The sequence below is a fragment of the Tautonia rosea genome, assembly GCF_012958305.1.
Classification (GTDB): domain Bacteria; phylum Planctomycetota; class Planctomycetia; order Isosphaerales; family Isosphaeraceae; genus Tautonia; species Tautonia rosea.
Genome location: NZ_JABBYO010000008.1, coordinates 190,506 through 206,306 on the forward strand (window position 1 = coordinate 190,506; position 15,801 = coordinate 206,306).

14 protein-coding genes are annotated in these 15,801 nt (G+C 63.3%); 3 read left to right on the plus strand and 11 right to left on the minus strand.

Annotation, left to right across the window (positions count from 1 at the left end):
- The first annotated feature begins 105 nt into the window (after positions 1-105).
- Positions 106-1,122, plus strand: a complete 1,017-nt coding sequence (locus HG800_RS15770; RefSeq protein WP_169977590.1) for a hypothetical protein — start codon at positions 106-108, stop codon at positions 1,120-1,122.
- 301 nt (positions 1,123-1,423) lie between these two features.
- Here HG800_RS15770 and HG800_RS15775 read toward each other — a convergent pair whose 3' ends face one another.
- From HG800_RS15775 to HG800_RS15820, 10 genes are all read right to left on the minus strand, one after another.
- Positions 1,424-2,017 carry a hypothetical protein gene (locus HG800_RS15775; protein ID WP_169977591.1) on the minus strand — a complete coding sequence of 198 codons (594 nt, stop codon included), beginning with the start codon at positions 2,015-2,017 and terminating at the stop codon, positions 1,424-1,426.
- A gap of 240 nt (positions 2,018-2,257) precedes the next feature.
- Positions 2,258-2,737: a hypothetical protein gene (locus HG800_RS15780; protein ID WP_169977592.1), complete on the minus strand. Its 480-nt coding sequence runs from the start codon at positions 2,735-2,737 to the stop codon at positions 2,258-2,260.
- Positions 2,738-3,238: 501 nt separating this feature from the next.
- A complete protein-coding gene (locus HG800_RS15785) occupies positions 3,239-3,583 on the minus strand; it encodes a hypothetical protein (RefSeq protein WP_169977593.1) in 345 nt (114 codons plus the stop codon).
- Between the two features lie 614 nt (positions 3,584-4,197).
- Positions 4,198-5,424, minus strand: a complete 1,227-nt coding sequence (locus HG800_RS15790) for a DUF1565 domain-containing protein (protein WP_169977594.1) — start codon at positions 5,422-5,424, stop codon at positions 4,198-4,200.
- 826 nt (positions 5,425-6,250) lie between these two features.
- Positions 6,251-6,922, minus strand: coding sequence for a hypothetical protein (locus HG800_RS15795; RefSeq protein WP_169977595.1), 672 nt, complete (start codon positions 6,920-6,922; stop codon positions 6,251-6,253).
- A gap of 246 nt (positions 6,923-7,168) precedes the next feature.
- Positions 7,169-7,966 (minus strand): PEP-CTERM sorting domain-containing protein, encoded by a 798-nt coding sequence (locus HG800_RS15800; protein ID WP_169977596.1) that lies wholly within the window; start codon positions 7,964-7,966, stop codon positions 7,169-7,171.
- 334 nt (positions 7,967-8,300) lie between these two features.
- A complete protein-coding gene (locus HG800_RS15805; protein WP_169977597.1) occupies positions 8,301-8,897 on the minus strand; it encodes a hypothetical protein in 597 nt (198 codons plus the stop codon).
- Positions 8,898-9,248: 351 nt separating this feature from the next.
- Positions 9,249-9,752, minus strand: coding sequence for a hypothetical protein (locus HG800_RS15810; protein WP_169977598.1), 504 nt, complete (start codon positions 9,750-9,752; stop codon positions 9,249-9,251).
- Between the two features lie 286 nt (positions 9,753-10,038).
- Positions 10,039-10,614, minus strand: coding sequence for a hypothetical protein (locus HG800_RS15815; RefSeq protein WP_169977599.1), 576 nt, complete (start codon positions 10,612-10,614; stop codon positions 10,039-10,041).
- A 327-nt stretch (positions 10,615-10,941) separates the two neighbouring features.
- Positions 10,942-11,979, minus strand: coding sequence for a hypothetical protein (locus HG800_RS15820; protein WP_169977600.1), 1,038 nt, complete (start codon positions 11,977-11,979; stop codon positions 10,942-10,944).
- Positions 11,980-12,517: 538 nt separating this feature from the next.
- On the opposite strand from HG800_RS15820, the gene HG800_RS15825 reads away from it, so the two are divergent.
- The gene (locus HG800_RS15825) at positions 12,518-13,795 is read left to right on the plus strand and encodes a hypothetical protein (protein ID WP_169977601.1); all 1,278 of its coding nucleotides are present in this window, start codon (positions 12,518-12,520) and stop codon (positions 13,793-13,795) included.
- Positions 13,796-14,163: 368 nt separating this feature from the next.
- The gene (locus HG800_RS15830; protein ID WP_169977602.1) at positions 14,164-14,745 is read left to right on the plus strand and encodes a hypothetical protein; all 582 of its coding nucleotides are present in this window, start codon (positions 14,164-14,166) and stop codon (positions 14,743-14,745) included.
- A gap of 16 nt (positions 14,746-14,761) precedes the next feature.
- Here the strand turns inward: HG800_RS15830 and HG800_RS15835 are convergent, their stop codons facing one another.
- Positions 14,762-15,556 carry a serine aminopeptidase domain-containing protein gene (locus HG800_RS15835; RefSeq protein ID WP_169977603.1) on the minus strand — a complete coding sequence of 265 codons (795 nt, stop codon included), beginning with the start codon at positions 15,554-15,556 and terminating at the stop codon, positions 14,762-14,764.
- Between the last annotated feature and the right edge of the window lie 245 nt (positions 15,557-15,801).

The following is a 15,801-nucleotide window of genomic DNA, read 5'->3' on the forward strand; positions in this document are numbered from 1 at the left end:
GGTCGCCACCCGTTTGAGCCAATCCGCGAACCCAACTGCGGACGACCCCGTCTCCGAGTCGAGGCCTCCTCTCACCCCTCGGCTTGCAACCGCGATGGATCCGCAGTGCATCGGCGAACCTCGGATGAGACGCCCAACAACCGGAGCGAGCACATGCTTTCCGAGGAGAACTTCAAGGCTCAGTTGGACGATCTCAAGCAGCAGTATCGAGACGACAACGCCTGGGTCGGCAATTGGAATCCGGGGAGCTGGAACGATGACGAGAAGATGGAGGAGTACATCGAGGCCGCGTGGAACCTCTACGCCGCCACCGCCACCAACAAGCTGAAGATGACGATCCTGGGCGGAACAGGAATCCGCATGAACATCGCACTCATCAAGAACTTCGGGGTGACCGGGGCGAACGGGATCCAGGACCGGGTGACGGAGAAAATCGTTCAGAACGAGCAGCAGACGCGGGCCGTACGGGCCAGGTTCCCGAAGGATGGTGCTGGGGTCTTGAATCCGAGGTTTCTCGAACGCTCGGCGAACACCCCGGAACTGCAACAGGAGCGGGATGAACTGAAGCAGAAGACCGCCGCGCGGCTCGCCTCCCCGGTCACCCTGGGGGGGAGTATCCTGAGCGAAAAAAACTGGACACCCATCCTCAATGACGCATTGATCCTCGGGGGGATCACCTCAGGTCAGATCTTCAGGCTCGGCTTGACCTCCGAGGAACAAGTGGACTGGAAGAAACTGTTCTCAAAATATTCAAGCAAAGCCCAACAGCAGGTCATCAATCGACATGGACGATCGCAAATGTGCGACGACGTCTGGAAACAATTCTTCAACGAGCACAGGTTGATGTTCTTCGAGCCGTGGGGACCACGCGTGTTCACTCGAGAACTCTTGGGCTTATTCTTCTTCGGGTACAAGCCGAAGTTCTCCTGGCACGAACTTTACTTCATCCCCGACCGCACCGGGATGCCAGACCCATCCCCGCAACAATACCTGGAAGGACTGAGGGAGGTGCAATTCGAAGCCCGACCCAGGCGGCCAAGCAACGAGTCGAAGATCTTGCGAGCGATCTCCCAGTTCCTCTTCGGTGATGAATTGGCGCTGGGATCGCCCTGGCAGGGTTAGCACGGTCCTCGGCAATACGGAGGCCGGGGGATGGACCAGGCCGGGCTCGTCGGGACCATCTCCCCCCGAGCCCCCACCACGAGCCAACGACGCCGATCGCCGCCCGCGTGCCGACCCCCGAGCGCGGTTTGCGAGCCGATGCCCCTATGCATCGCGACTCATCCACCCGACCCTCCCCGCGCCGACTACCTCCCGGTCCGATCCGTCGCGCCGCGCCCTACCCCGACCCCGGTCAGGACCCCTTCCCTCTGCCAAGGCCCGTCCTAAAGTGCGCTCATGACAACAAAGGCCTTGAGCGCGGTTATGCGCCTTCCAGACGACGCACATAGGCGACGATGCTGGCCAGCTCCGATTCGTCTCCGACACCAACTTCCGGCGGCAAATCTTCGTCAAAGGGCTCAACGATCTTGCGATCGCCCATCACCATCTCGTACGTCACGAGCCCCTCGGCGCAGCGGCCTATGAAGTCGAGGACCTCGCAGACCGAGCGGAGACCAAGGACATCGCAGTCGGACGTGCATCGCGTGTTGAACGAAAACGAGGCGTAAGGCGGCTCCACCGACACGAGCAAGATCAGTTCGAAGATCCCCCGGAGGCCGCCTCCCTTGAGCCGCTTGAGGACGAACGGTGGCTCGGGATTCTCGCGAACATACTCCTCGATGTCGTCTCCCGAGGCTCGGAATCGGTACTCGAAGGAGTTGAAATCGTCCAACTCCAACGCATAGGGCGGATTGCCTCTCGGGGCGAATGGGAAGCGGATCGAGGTCCCGTTGGGCAGGGCGATCGTGAAATCCCGGGGCTCTCGCGGTCGAGGTGCGATCTCGGCGGCCGCAGCAAATGCATCGGCAAGCCGCTCAATCGGGAAGATATAGACACGACTTACGTCGATGCTCATCGCTGAACCGAGACTCCCTTGCCGCCTCACGCCCATGCTCCGCAGACCACCCCGCCGAGCACACACCCCATGTTACTCGAAAGCGTCACGGTGGGCCGGTTCCGCTGTAGTGCGAGGTAAGGCGGCCGGTTCAATCGGATGCCACCGGCGGCTCGCTCGCAAGTGCCTTCGATCGACTGGTGACATCGGGGGGAAGGCCACCAGTGCGTCTTGTCCGCCCGGCCCAACATCCCGCCTCTTTCATTGATGCTTCCCCTTCGTACACAAGGCCGCGAGTTGCTCGACTCCCTCCGCACCGTAGGGGATCGAATCCCAATCAACACGGGCCTTGCTGGGCTTCAACCGTTTGGTGAGCAACAGTCGTTCGCCATCCGAGCAAAGATAGCCTCCTACCAAGCGATGTGAAGAGAGCGCCTGAGAGATTTTCGCCAAGATCGGCGAGTCGTCCACGACGAGTTCCATGCCATCGTCATTCGTGGGGCAAGAGAACGTAATCTCGGAGAACTCGGCGCCTTGCTCAACGACGATCTCGGCCTGCCAGTACCGCGATCGATGAGAGAAATACCTCGATCGCTCCTCATCCTTTGGGATCCGGATCCAGAAGAGAGCGATGTCTCCATCCTCGCGAGGCATCTCGGATGCCAGCGAGCGAATCGCGTCAAGCGCGTTGTTGAGATGGGAGGTCGGGACAACGACCCCGAGGCTAGCGTCCATACTCACGGATGTGGCCCCCACAAGCCGCCTCACACCCAGGCTCAGTAGACCGGACCGCCGAGCGAAGGCTTGATGATCGCAGAAAAGCCCACGCGGCAGCTGGGTCCGCGGCCGCGCGAGGTAAGGTGTCGAGCTCGCCGTCATAGAGGTCATCTCCGGACTGAGCCGCGGGCTTGCCGGCTTGGGGGGGCTCGTGCTCGATCGCGATGAATCGGAATCGGCGGCAGGCGGAGCACCACCCGACGGTCGTCTTACCCCGCGACCGCGCACCGATGCGGATGATGCCGACCTCGGCCGAATCCCGGGTCCGACCGCATCTCGTGCAGCGCACTCGCCAGGCGCGTGCAAAGCCTCTCATGATCCCCTCCCCGCTCGACGGACCACGCAAGCGTGCTCGCCGAACAGACCGGTACGCAACAAGATTTTCGCCACCCGAGGCCAGTGATTGCACCCCCTACCGCCTCACGCCCAAGCTCCGCGGCCCCACCACCGAGGGTAAGCCCCATGTTACTCGAAACCGTCGCGGCGGGCCGGGTTCGCTTCCACGTGAGGTGAGGCGCGAGGGACTTCCCCTCGCGACGTGACGAGCGGCTTGCCACCCACGATGCGGGCCACTTCCTCAGGAGATGGGGGAGACCACTGCTCCTGGGGAGCCTCCTCGACTTGCAAAGAGACTCCTCGCCTCATACCGGCGAACCAATGTCTGTGTCGGGAGCACGCCCAGAGACCGATCAAGATGACCGGGACGCTGATCAGCACGAACCCCACCGCACTTCGATCACCTTGGATGATCGCGACGACGAGATTCTTGAGCACGTTGGCCAACCATTCGATAAGTTCGCGCTGATGCACACTTCGTGCTCCGGACGGCCGCCCCGTCGCCTCACATGAAGGGTCGGCGCACCCGGCCGCCGACCGATGGCCTGGATGTCGCCGGAAACCGATCGCGGCGGCCGGTGTCCGCTGCAACCGCGGGAGACTCATTCCGGCCTTCTCGCTGTCAGCGACCGATTCCGAGCACCGCATCGCGTGCCAACGGAATCGGTCGCATCCCCAAGGAGCACCATGATGAGAGCCGCCCAGGACGACCATCGAACCTACTGCCGCGTCGACCTGCATGCAAGGACGATCATCCTCTGCACCCTCGACTCTAACAGGAAAACACTCCTGCACAAGGACATCCCCGCAAACCCCAAAGCGTTCCTCGACGCCATCGCACCGCTCCGCGATGTACCAAATCCGAGTCGGACCCGGTGGGGTCCTCGAAGAATGGGATCGCGGGCGTCTCGTTCACCGTTCGCGCAGCCCGTTGATTCGCGGGTCGTGCAAATCGTCTCCACCAGGTTCCCGAGGCCGTTCCGCCCCCCCTCACTCCCCAAAGCTGGGCGTGTGGGTTGACTCGGGAGAACATTCCACCGACCCACCCACAACGCCCGTTGATGGGTTGCTCAAAAGGCCTACCCCCCTCAATCAATCGCAAAGATCACCGGCCCGGACGTCGGATTCTCATCATCGTCGAACACATCAAGGTCGTCGATGAGGTGGGGCGTCGCTGCCGAGTGGGTCCAGGTGTTCCCCAACGCCCAGATCGTGTTGGGAGAGAAATTCACGACATCCCTGGCATTATTCTCGCGCAGAACGTTCCCTCCCGGCACGCCGTCGCCGCCGCCAAGGTCAGGCTGTGCGTCGAGAAAAATCACCACCCCGCCGAGCGGCCCGGCAATCGGATCAATGCCGGTCCCATTGCGCTCAATGACGTTGTTCCGGATGACCGGCGCAGCCTCCTGACCGCAAAAAATCCCGTAACTCTCGTGGCCGCGAATCGTGTTCGATTCGATCGCCGGCGTCGACTGCTCTCTCGCGCTGATTCCCGTGCCTCGGCATGTGAACACGTTGTCGCGGATCAACGCGGTCGAGTGTCGTGTCGTGTCGATTCCGCCGTCATTCGTCGCGAATCGGTTGTCAGTAATCTGCGGCGCGCTCTCCCCGTGGGTGGTGATCCCCCAGTCCATGTTCCCCTTGAACAGGTTTTGCCGGATCTCAGGAGCCCCGCTGCCGAGGATCATGATCCCCTCGTGCTCCATCACCGGCCGGAACGCCCGGAACGTGTTCGAGAGGATCTTCGGCGAGGTCGCGTCGCAAAGGATTCCGGTCCCGGTGTGTGCCGGAACCTCCACTCCTCCCACAAAAATCACGAAGTTTGCAATTGTTGCCTCATCCGCCCCCATGATAGTGACGAACCGCTCGGTCGTCAGTCCGTCACCAAAGGGCACGTCCACATAATCACCTCCCTGGATCATCGGCTCCGTGTGCAGGCCGCCATCGGGTCCAACGATCCCCTCCCGGAAGGGGAACCTCCCCCGGCCAGGAGGCCACTTCTGCCCTTTGAGCGCCACGCCTGGCTTCATCCGGATCGGGAACTTCTCACCGTTGCTCGCGTCGTACAAACCAAGCTGCACGAACACGGTATCGCCGGGCCGAGCCGCATTGAGCCCCACGGTGATCGTCTTGTACGGTCGTCCTCGCGTTCCCCTCCCGAACACGTCGTTGCCCCTCACGGCATCCACAATGATCTTCCTCGGCCCTGCCTCCACTGGCCGTGTCCCCATCAGGAACACCCCCAGGCCGCTGGCGAGACCGAGAACGCCAATGATCCAGGATCGCCGAGCGATGTGAGTATGGGTCCAACGCATGGTACACCTCCTTCGAATCCAGAGGCCCGGATGGGCGTCAACTGCGCCGCATCCGGTCGACCCCACCTCCTTGAGCCGATTCGCCCGGGAATCCCTCTCCTTGTAGACCGGAACGATCAACCCCCGGACGCTCCCAACAAAAAAAGCCCCACCGATGCGCAGATTCCGCATCGAGGGGCCACCTTAGCCTTGCCGCGATCGCCTACCCATAAGCGCGCGGCCTCTCACCTCATCCTACGCAGCCCTGCCCTCCGCGCCAATCAAAACTCAGGCTGCGCACGGTCTGCGGCGGTGTGACGGGATGGCGAGCGTAATCGTGCTCCCTGTCTCCCTCCGAACGAATCGCGTCCCCTGGGGTGAACACGGCCCGATCCCCCCGGCTCCCGAGATCCGGAATGCGATCCACCGATGCCCCCCCTCCGCAAGACCGCCCCAAACGCCCACATGCTAAGTGGCACACCAATCATCACGCCCCACCACGCTGACCCCGGCTCCGCCCCCCACTGGCAAGCCGCCGCGAACCCGAAGCACCACACCGCCAGAATGGCGAAGGGTGATCCCGCAACAACCCCGACCCAGTACGGCCGGTCCCCACATCGGAATCGAATTCCGACGATTGCGGTCGAGATGATTGCGGCCACGGCCAGCATGAGCAGGCCAAAGGTCGTGGCTCCCGCTGCATCAATTCTGCCAGAGTGGGCAAACAGCATCCGAGTTCCCTCCCCACCTTCCACCCAGACTCAGCAGCTGACCCCGCCGCACACCCCTCATGCCCAGCCCAAGCACGGTTTGTAACCCGATCCAAGACCGGTGGGACTTCCTCGACTCAGCTCGGGTCGAGCGTCGAACCGGGGTCCCACACGTCCCCTGCAGGGATTCCCATCGGGCATCGCGCCGGGCGACGATATTCCCAAGGGCTTGTGCCGTCGGCTCGTACCCGAGTCCCCTCGGAGCCTCCCCTCACTGGCGTGAGGCTGACCAGGAAATCGATGCAGCCGTGCTCCTCCGCGATCCCGTCGAGATGCGGCGGGACGCCCGCCTGCAGCCAATCCGGGAAGTCCTCATCGGGCCGCGTCCGCCGCCAGTAACCGGGCAGCCCCTCCTTCTTGGGCGTTGATTTCCGCAGCAAGAAACACGCCATGCTGGACGGCAGATAGCACCGCACTTCGGCGAGATAACGGCCCGGCGGCACCGAGATGGCCAACGCGTCGCAGCCCAGCACACCAGACGTCAGGTCCAGCGGCCTGGACGCTCGACCGACCCACTCTTCATCCTCCTGTGCCGTCGGGGCCCCAAGTCGGAAACGGATGCGGTACGGACCGTCCTGGTCCAGCTCCAACCACATCGCAAGCTCTTGCTCGACCGCGCCGCCGCGCCCCAGTCGCGGATGCTCATCCGGCAAGGATCGCGAGTAGAGCCCGATCCCCGTCGACTCGTTATCGACGGAGACATCCAGCACCGTTCGCCTGCGGGATAGGGCCGGGATGCGCGAGCGCATGATTGCGCACCTCAGTCGTTCGGAAGTCTCAGATTCCCGTCTAAACGCCAGATATCCCGCGGCATCAAGTAATGCATGTCAGCCGTTCGGCCGCCCGGGGGTAACCGTGAAGTGGTTCACAGATCCCCATGCCACGCGCCAAGGAGTCCCCCAACCGTGGTCTCCATTATCGGCCTCGACCTCAGCACCTTCAAGAGCCTCACCTGCGTCGCCGATGAGGGAAAATCAGAACCTCGCCCCGACAGTTCAGGGAAAGGCGTCATGGTCGGAGTCGAGTGGAACAGGGCGCAGCGACTTCAGCCGGCCGCGGGTCCGCCGACCCACCGCAACCGCGAAACCAACCATGCCAAGGCCGCCAGCCATCAAGGCGAGCGAGGCCGGCTCGGGCACGACCGTGAGTGTCCGGTTCCGGCCGATCACCGCCAGTTGACTCGGGTCGATTGTGTCCGGATCGGGGTCGGGACCCATATATACATTGAACCGATCATCCCCCGTGAGCGACAGGAAGGTCCCCGGACCAAACGGGACAGACACCCCTTTCGCGCTGAAGCTGAGGCCTCCATCCGTGAAGAAATTCACCCCGGCAAGAGGATTGGGAGCCTGGGGGACCAGAGTAAAATCCATGGTCAGGTTCTCCACGTCGCCAGACACGATCTGCCCGTCCTGACGGACGATATTCGTCAGCTCGCTCAGCGGACTTCCATAGAACTCGACCTCGGGACTGAGGGTGAAAGGGAGGAACAACGCCGGGCTCGGAGACACCCCCTCGAACGTCCCGCGGACGCTCGTGAACGGGATCGCTCCACCCGTCGGCGCGCCCGTATCGTCGAGAGTAAACGTGATGTCTCCGAGAGCGCGGAACGGGACAAAGCCAGACGGCGGAGTGATGCCCGCATCAATCAACGCCTGAGCCAGCGGCCCGCCCTCAACGACCTGAAACTCGAAGTCCGCCGAGACGCGTACGGTGAACTCGATCAGCTCTGCGGACGCACGAGGCGCAGCGCTGATCGACGCCAGTAGAACCAGCGAAACAATCCGAAACATATCGATTTCCTTTCAGAATCAAGCAGCATGCCCCCGAGTCCCGCATCGCCGGCGAAGCATCGGAAATATCGGCGAATAAAACTCCGCGGCGCCGCATGGGATGTCAAGGATCACCCTGCTCCCTGGCTTCGTCGGGACGAATCGAGCCCCCTGGGATCGACACCACCCAGTGGGGTGGATGAGGTCATCCTGACTCCTGTCTGCATCTGCACCGCCTGGAAGCACTGGCGTCGACACGTCCCCAGTCACCCCGCCGCCATAAGCTTCACGGGCCAGCCTGCCGCCCATCGCCTCCGCGTGTTCGGACGACGAAACGGACGGCATCCTCTACGACTTACCACTCACCTTGAATATGAATGAATCCATCAAATTCGTACGTAAATGGGATATCGGGAGAGACCCCGGGAGGAGGGAGTGCTTCCAGAACAACGGGAACTTCGACTTCCATCCAGAGAACTCCCTTGGCCCCGACAAATCGATCCGTTCCGCCGACAATCTTCCACAGGGCGGTCGCGCCGAAGCTAGGTTCACCCGCCATAAATTTGCTTACGTCAAAGGTGTATGCGCCAACGTACTCCAAATGGAGATCTCCGTCATCCGAGCTGAGGACGTGGAAGATCCCCTTCGTCGGCCAGCGGATCACCGAGGTGCGCGGGTTCAGGATGCCGGTCGTAATGCTGGTGTTCGCCCCCACATGATCGTTCCGCCCAGACCCGACGAGTTCACCGCCAATCGCAAAATCATCCCCCGATGCCGTGTACTCACTGATCCCGGAACCATCGCCGATGATGATGCCGGCGTTGCCTCCCTTCGGTGTCCCAATGTTTGTGGGGCTGAAGACCCCCGTCCCGCTGTAATGGATCGGCTTCGGCGGTTGAGCCCATGCCGGAGCGACGAGCGTGGTCGCAATGAAGCTTGCAGCTAAAATCATAAAAGAGTTCGATCCTATTCTGCGAGTCATGCACATAACTCCTCGAGTAAGGCTAGGCGAAGATGTTCAACTGCATCGTGCTCTCGGGGAACACGAGGTACGTCACGTCACCAACCCTGCAGATGGGCGGCGGGGTGGCTGGGGTCAGGATAACCAGCCACCCCGCCGGGGCCGCTGCAGCGCGAGGCGAGGCGGATTACCCAACGCATGGACACGTCGGGTGCCACTGTCGGCTTGCCCGCCAGTGGCACCCGACCGGACCAGAGTACTGGCGGACAAGCCGCCAGCGGTACTCTGCCACGGCCTCTCGCCCGTCTCACCCGCCACCGCACATCGCCGTAAAAATGGCGATTATGGATTGATCGTTCCAACTTGCGTGTAAGTTGCGATGGCCGAATCCGCCGTCAGGGGGGTGGGTTCGGATTCGAAGCACGTCTGCAGGCTACCGGTTGCGTTCTCGTATCGGCCAGTGCCGCCTACAACCGTGAACTGGCCATCTCCGGAGAAGACAGCCAGGGCCGTAGCCTTGTCGATGACGATCGTAAACTCTGCAACCCACGTGCAATGAATCTGGCCGCCGCGGCCAATGATGATCTGGAGCTCCCGATTGCCGAAGTAAGGATTGGGGCCCTGTACCCCTTCGAATTGGATAATCTCAATTTCATTGTCTTCGAAGACGGTCTCGGGGACCGAAGTCGGACGGATCGAACCGGTTTGCAATGCGACTCCATTGAATTCGCTGAACTGCTTGGCGATCAATGGCACGTCTTCGAGGTCGGAGAGGAACCCTTGCAAATTCGAGAACCTCACCACGCCGACCGCGTCGTACTCGGCCCCCGAAGCACCGGAGCACATCAGAACCGACATCACCGCTATGGATGAAAGCTGTCTGATCATAATTGCATTCTCAATATTTGCTGATAGTCTCGAACGTAGTTTATCGTTTTCGGCTGCATCGCGCGCGGGTGGCCCCGGTTGCTCGCCAACCGGGGTCGCGGAGCGACGAGAGGTGATGAGGCGGCGTCCCGCAATCTCTCGCGGCTGCGCCGCCCCGGTTTGCGAGCAACCGGGGCCACCCGTGAATTACCCAACGCATGAACCTTCCCATGAAGACGTGGGCATGCCACTCCACCACCCCAGCTCAGTTGCCGCCGACCACAAGGGGACCCTCCCCCGTCCAGATGTACTGCACCTCAGTGTCACCCGGAGAGAATTCCTCCGTCCAGGCATACATGAGGAATGAGCCGCCTCGAATTCGCTTGAAGCGCTTCGTGGACGCCTCCGGGACCGGCGTAAACTCCGCCAGGAAGAAGGCAAGATACCTGTCCTCCCCGACTTGGAAGAGCGTCACACCGAGCCCCGGTGACGTCGCATCGTAGTGGAACGCCTGTGTTCCCTTGTCGGATTGAAACAGGATGATCGGCGGATCGTCGGCGTTCTCGAACGGGATCGCATCCTCCCCCGGAACAGCCTCGTCGAAGAGCACCTCCAGCGTACTCCTCGTCGTCTGGTAGACCCCCAATCCGGTCGCCGTGCCAATGGCGTCGAATTCAAGGAACGGGTCCTGCGGGGAAGGGGGCAGCGGATCGTAGATCGTCCCCACCCCGGTCACAACGAAGGGAATCTCACTCTGAGCATCAACCGGCGCAGTGAATCCCAGGGGAACCAGAATCGTCGCGAGCAGCATCAACACTCGCCGCAGCTTGGCACCATCCATTCACAAACCTCCTCGTTGAGGACTGATCATCCTCCGATCAGGCGAGTCCTCCCTCGATTCGCCCGTCCGAAGTCCAGCTTGGCAGGTGGTCGCCCAATGATCGGGCCGACTCCCCACTGATCAATCCTGCAAAACAGCGAGAAAGGTTACAGGTCGTTCAGAAATTCGTTCCATTATGGCAACAGTGAGATCACCATTCGTCACGAGAACCGGCGGCGGGTGGCCGGGGTCCGAAGACGGACCCCAGCCACCCTTGGCTCGCAACAACCCGAGGTCCGCCTTCGGACTCCAGCCACCCGCCGTTCGAATGCGATGGGAGGCAGCACCTTACCCTGGAACCGGTTGGAGTTGCAGCCTGTTGGCCTTCAAGACGTTGACGAACCAGTTGACCACATCCTCCCCCACTGCCGAGACATCATCAACGGTGGATCCGATTGCTCGAACCGAAGCATTCACCGAATCTGCGAGGGTATCACCAAGCGTGTTTCCAATACCCTTCAGGATTGACCACCCGTCAGCCCCGGCTATCGAAACCACACTGAGCGCGCCGGCATACTGCACGAAGGCGATGGTCGAGAAGACTCCAACGAACTGAGTCAGGGATTCTTGACTCCCCCCTTTGATCGTTGTGACCAGGTCGTCGATCATGGCCCCATAGAAACGGCCCTGTTGGGACGCGATTGCGCCGAGAACCGGGGCAAGGGGAGGAAAGACGAGGGATCCGACGGCGGTACCGACAAGTGCGAAGGTCGCCCCGCAAATCTCCTCCGCCTTGATCTTGCCAGCACGGATGTCGGCCTCGTTCTTGACGAAATACTCCTTCAGTTTCGCCGCAATCTCATCGATCAGTTTCTTCTGTTGTTCCGGAGTGATCGTGTCGGCCGGCACTTTGGTCGAATGAGACTCCCCGCTATCGATGTTCGTCAGGCGCACCTCTCCGCGCGTCACCGTCATCAGGTATCGCGCCGGCAGGATCGTGTGTTCCGCTGCGCCCCCCTCGGTTGTCCACGAGTTACGACCCAACCCGACACAAACGAGGTCGAGGTTGTTCATACTCTGGAGCATAGGGCCAGGAAGACCGGTGGCGGCGGCGAGCTCGACGATCAGGGTATTGCGAAGGTCGTCGTCACTCATCACTCGGATTGCCGAGTCGTTACGGATCCCGGCCTCGCGGACGAACACCAAGACGGCGCCCACACCCGCGAGCGTTGCGTCGTCCATCGCCTGGTAGTGTTCCACCGGCTGATTGGTGCGGCCGGCCATCTCCACGATGAGCGTGTTCCGCTGGCTCTCGTCCGACATCCCATTCAGGTCACGGAAGGTGCGGAACTTGCCCGCCATCATCACGCCGCGGATCAAGGTCATGAGAAAAACCTCCTCTTGGTGCCACGCGCCGCCGCCGAACCTTCGTTTCGACGCACGATTCGTCGCCCTTGAGACAACCCGGCGATCGAAAATTCGTGATCCAAAACAAATGAACGCACGTCTCATCCCGAACGTCGAATCCCAATATGTTGGCAATCGTGAGAGCTTGCAAGAAAATTCTTGGGCTTCGACGGACAATCACGGACGAAGGCCGAACGCAAACAATCCGCGCCGGTGGCGACGCCGCTCGATCGGGTCCGGGAGGCAATCCGGACGGGCAGCTCCCATGCCCCTCACATCGGCCCTGGAATCGGAGATCCCGGCCCTTGAATGCGCGGCAATCCGACCGATCTACCAGATTATGTGACTGAAGCCCCCCGTTTTCTCGATGGTAATGAGGACGAGGCCCTCCAAACTCACACGAACGCGCGGCGACGGAGCCGCACAGGGCCGAGACGAGGGAGCACCCAGCCTCCGCGCCGATGAGGACGAACGCCAGGCGCACCGATCCGCTCCGCACCATCAAGGCCCGACCACCATGAGCCACCGAAACCCCGCCTTCCCCGACCACGATCCGGCCCACCCCCACCGCTCCCCCGGCCCTCAAACCGAGCAGGGCAAGCGCCGCAGCCGCCACAACGCCCGACGCCACGGCCTGACCGCCGCACTGCCCGACAGCGCCGCCGAGGCCGCGCTCATGCAAGACTTCGCCGATCGCTGGACGAAGCAGCTCGGCGCCGACACCGAGGCCGAGGAGGCCCTCATCCGATCCTCGGCCCTCGCCTACGCCCGCCTCGAACGCTGCCGGAAGGTCGAGGAGGCCGCCCTGCGCACCGCCTCGCGCGACGCCCTCTCCCGATGGGAAAAGAAACAGCAACACACCGTCCGACGCCTGGCGCAGAACCTCTCCAAAGACCCGAGGAACACCGTGATCGACCTGGAGGAAACCTCCTTCGGCTGCGATTGGCTCATCCGCCACTGGGTCCGGCTCGACGCGAAGCTGGAACAGGGGATCGCCTGGGACCGCGACGACATGAGCCGCGCCTTGCTCCTGCTCGGCAACCATCCGCAGACGCCCGGCCCCGACGCCGACCCCGACCTCCGCGCCGTCTGGCACCTCGTCCGCGTCTGCTCCGGAGCCCCCGGTGCCCCCCTGCCCGGTCAGCCGACCGACCCCGTCCCCGCGCGCCTCGACCTCCGCGCCCGGATCGCCCGGGAACTCGACCGCCTCGAAACCCTCCGCGACGACCGCTGGCACGACCTCGACCGCCAGGAAGCCGACGCCGTCGCCCAGCTCGCCCTCATCGACACCAGCAAGGACGGCCAGCTCCGCCAGCGCTACCGCCGCGAGGCTTTCTCCGAGATGATTCGGGGCATCAATCAGGTCATGCGCCTCCGCGTCGAACGGAGCAAGGACCAGGACCGCCAGTGGCACCAGGCCCACCCCCACGTCTCTCGCAAACGATTCCCCGGCACCCCCTCCACCGGCTCCGGCTTCCCGAACCGGGCCCCCACTCCAAACACGCCGCCCCCCTGCTCCTCCCGCGCCGACGACCCGCAACGCCCTCAGCCCTCCCCCACGATCGATTCCCGAAACGAACCGCCCCCGACGACCGCCGAACCTTCGACCGACCGCCTCAATCCCCTGAAACGAAACGACTTACAACCCAACCACCCCAACGACGCCTCTCCCGATCCCAGGCGCACCGAGCCGCACCGGTCCACTCCTTCGACCGGCTCAGCCAACCGTCACTCTCCCGATTCGCCCCTCGATCCCGCCCCGCTCCCGGGTGATCACGACCCCCAACGCTCCTGAGTTCCCCTCACCCTCGCGCTCCCTGGCCGCCCGCCTTCGCGAGGTTCGCCCAGTGTCCGCCCGTTCCTGCTCTTTTCCAATCCGTCATCTCGCCCCAAGCCACGATCTTTTCCCAACTTGCGCCGTCTTCCGGCCAATCGCGCCGGGAGGTGCGATTTGCGTCAATTTCTCAACATCGCCGTCGAATCAGTCGGTATCCAACCTGCATCATTGCGCCATAAGATAGAACCAGCACCCTGCTCATTGCGACTCTCTCAAGGTCGAACCCCGAGCCGCCACCCTCGGCCGGGTCGAACCAAAAAGCGGGTCGGCCCGCGGAGCGATTCCCCGAGGAGGCGAAGCCCCTCATTCTCAGGAGGCGGAACACCATGAGACGCATCATTGCCACGCTCGGCGCGACCGGACTGCTCACGGCCTTCCTGCTGCTCGCCCCCGCTCCCGAGGCGAAGGGCCAGGGGGCGATCGGCTTCCAGCCGGTCATCACGCCGTTTGCCGACGGGGTCTTCCTCAACGCCACGCCGGTCGTCTCGGCCGATCGCCGCTACGTCCGGCTCGGCGGCATCAACGCCTCGTTCCAGTCGCTCCGAGGGGTCCAGCCCTTCACCTTCACCGCCGGAGGCGTGTCCGGCGGTGGCATCGGCGGCGGCTTCGGGGGATTCGGCGGCGTCGGGAACGTCGGCGGCCTGGGGGCCGTCAGCAGCTTCGGCAACGTCGGCGTCGTGCCGGGCCTCGGCCTGGCCGGGCCGGTCGGGGCCTACGGTTGGCCAGGGTTCTACGGCGGGTATCCGTATGGCTACGGCTATCCCTACACCGTCAGCGGCATCCCCGCCGGACCGCTCTACACCGGCCCCATGTGGATGCCCCCGCAAACCTTCAACGCCCTCGCCCCCACCGGACTCTCGATCATGAACTCGGTCGCCCCCGGCAGCTGGCGCTTCGGCGGCTGGTGAGCCGGGCAGCAATCCCTCAAGACGCGCCCCGGCCCGCGACGATCGCCTCCAGATCGACCGGGCCGGCCTGCAGCATCGGCACCACGTATCGCTTCAAAAACGGCGGCATGTCCACCGCAAGGTGCCCCCCCAGATAGCCCACCTTCGCCATCGACGGCCGCCATCGGATCTGATGAACCTTGGCGTATAAGCTGATCCGATCAGCCTGAGCTTCCGAGCCCGGCCTCTGGAACCCGACCAGCCCCGCTCCCACGCCTCGGACCCGGTCAATCGTCCCAAATGCCCAGGTTCCCGCTCCGAGCAGAGCGAAATCGAGTGGGGAAATGAACACGATCATCTCACGACGCACGCCCCGCAAGGCCCCCGTCAGGTCGTAGCCCGGCGAGACGGCCGGGGCCAGCAGAACCACCCGCTCGACGCTCCCCTCCGGCAGCCCCTCGAGCGCCTGAAGGACCACCCCAGCCCCCCCCGACTTGCCCACCAGGAAGACCGGGTCTTCGGGGTGCCGAGCGAGGAACACCCGGACCTGCTCGGCCATCCGGTTCGCGTGATGGGCCACGTTGGCCGATCGGGTCAGGTCCGCCAGCCATCGCCCGACCCCGTGCCCCCACCGCACCGTGCGGACCTCCAGCGGCAGCCCGCACCGAGGAACCAGTCTCCCCAGGCTCCCCGCGCACAGGTCGAGGCCGCCGATGCCGTCGGCCACCAGCACCAGGCCCCGAGGATCGGTCACGAGGTCCGTCTGAGCGTCGTTCAGGTCCGAAGAAGGGCCGGAGCTAAAGGGCAGATCGCTTCTGTTCATGCGGGCCATTGTGCGAGGATCAGCCCCCAATCGGCAAGCCCTCCACCGGCCCGTCCTTCCCGATCCCCCTTGGCCCCTCCCTTTGACTCGTCACGGAACCCTTGGCTGCATGATCGCTCCCCGGTACCATCGGCCCCATCACCAATCCCGATTGCAACCGGGTCGGGGGCCATTCCGCCTCCCCAAGGACCTCGGTCAGTCTCGATGCGATCCCGAAGACCCCCTTGAGGAAGCCCCGCGGCCCCTCTCTCCTG

Bases quoted from the DNA above. Each gene is read 5' to 3' on its own strand.
- HG800_RS15775 (WP_169977591.1), bottom strand. From the start codon at position 2,017: ATGAGCATCGACGTAAGTCGTGTCTATATCTTCCCGATTGAGCGGCTT.
- HG800_RS15790 (WP_169977594.1), bottom strand. From the start codon at position 5,424: ATGCGTTGGACCCATACTCACATCGCTCGGCGATCCTGGATCATTGGC.
- HG800_RS15795 (WP_169977595.1), bottom strand. From the start codon at position 6,922: ATGCGCTCGCGCATCCCGGCCCTATCCCGCAGGCGAACGGTGCTGGAT.
- HG800_RS15800 (WP_169977596.1), bottom strand. From the start codon at position 7,966: ATGTTTCGGATTGTTTCGCTGGTTCTACTGGCGTCGATCAGCGCTGCG.
- HG800_RS15805 (WP_169977597.1), bottom strand. From the start codon at position 8,897: ATGATTTTAGCTGCAAGCTTCATTGCGACCACGCTCGTCGCTCCGGCA.
- HG800_RS15810 (WP_169977598.1), bottom strand. From the start codon at position 9,752: ATGTGCTCCGGTGCTTCGGGGGCCGAGTACGACGCGGTCGGCGTGGTG.
- HG800_RS15815 (WP_169977599.1), bottom strand. From the start codon at position 10,614: ATGGATGGTGCCAAGCTGCGGCGAGTGTTGATGCTGCTCGCGACGATT.
- HG800_RS15820 (WP_169977600.1), bottom strand. From the start codon at position 11,979: ATGACCTTGATCCGCGGCGTGATGATGGCGGGCAAGTTCCGCACCTTC.
- HG800_RS15825 (WP_169977601.1), top strand. From the start codon at position 12,518: ATGAGCCACCGAAACCCCGCCTTCCCCGACCACGATCCGGCCCACCCC.
- HG800_RS15830 (WP_169977602.1), top strand. From the start codon at position 14,164: ATGAGACGCATCATTGCCACGCTCGGCGCGACCGGACTGCTCACGGCC.
- HG800_RS15835 (WP_169977603.1), bottom strand. From the start codon at position 15,556: ATGGCCCGCATGAACAGAAGCGATCTGCCCTTTAGCTCCGGCCCTTCT.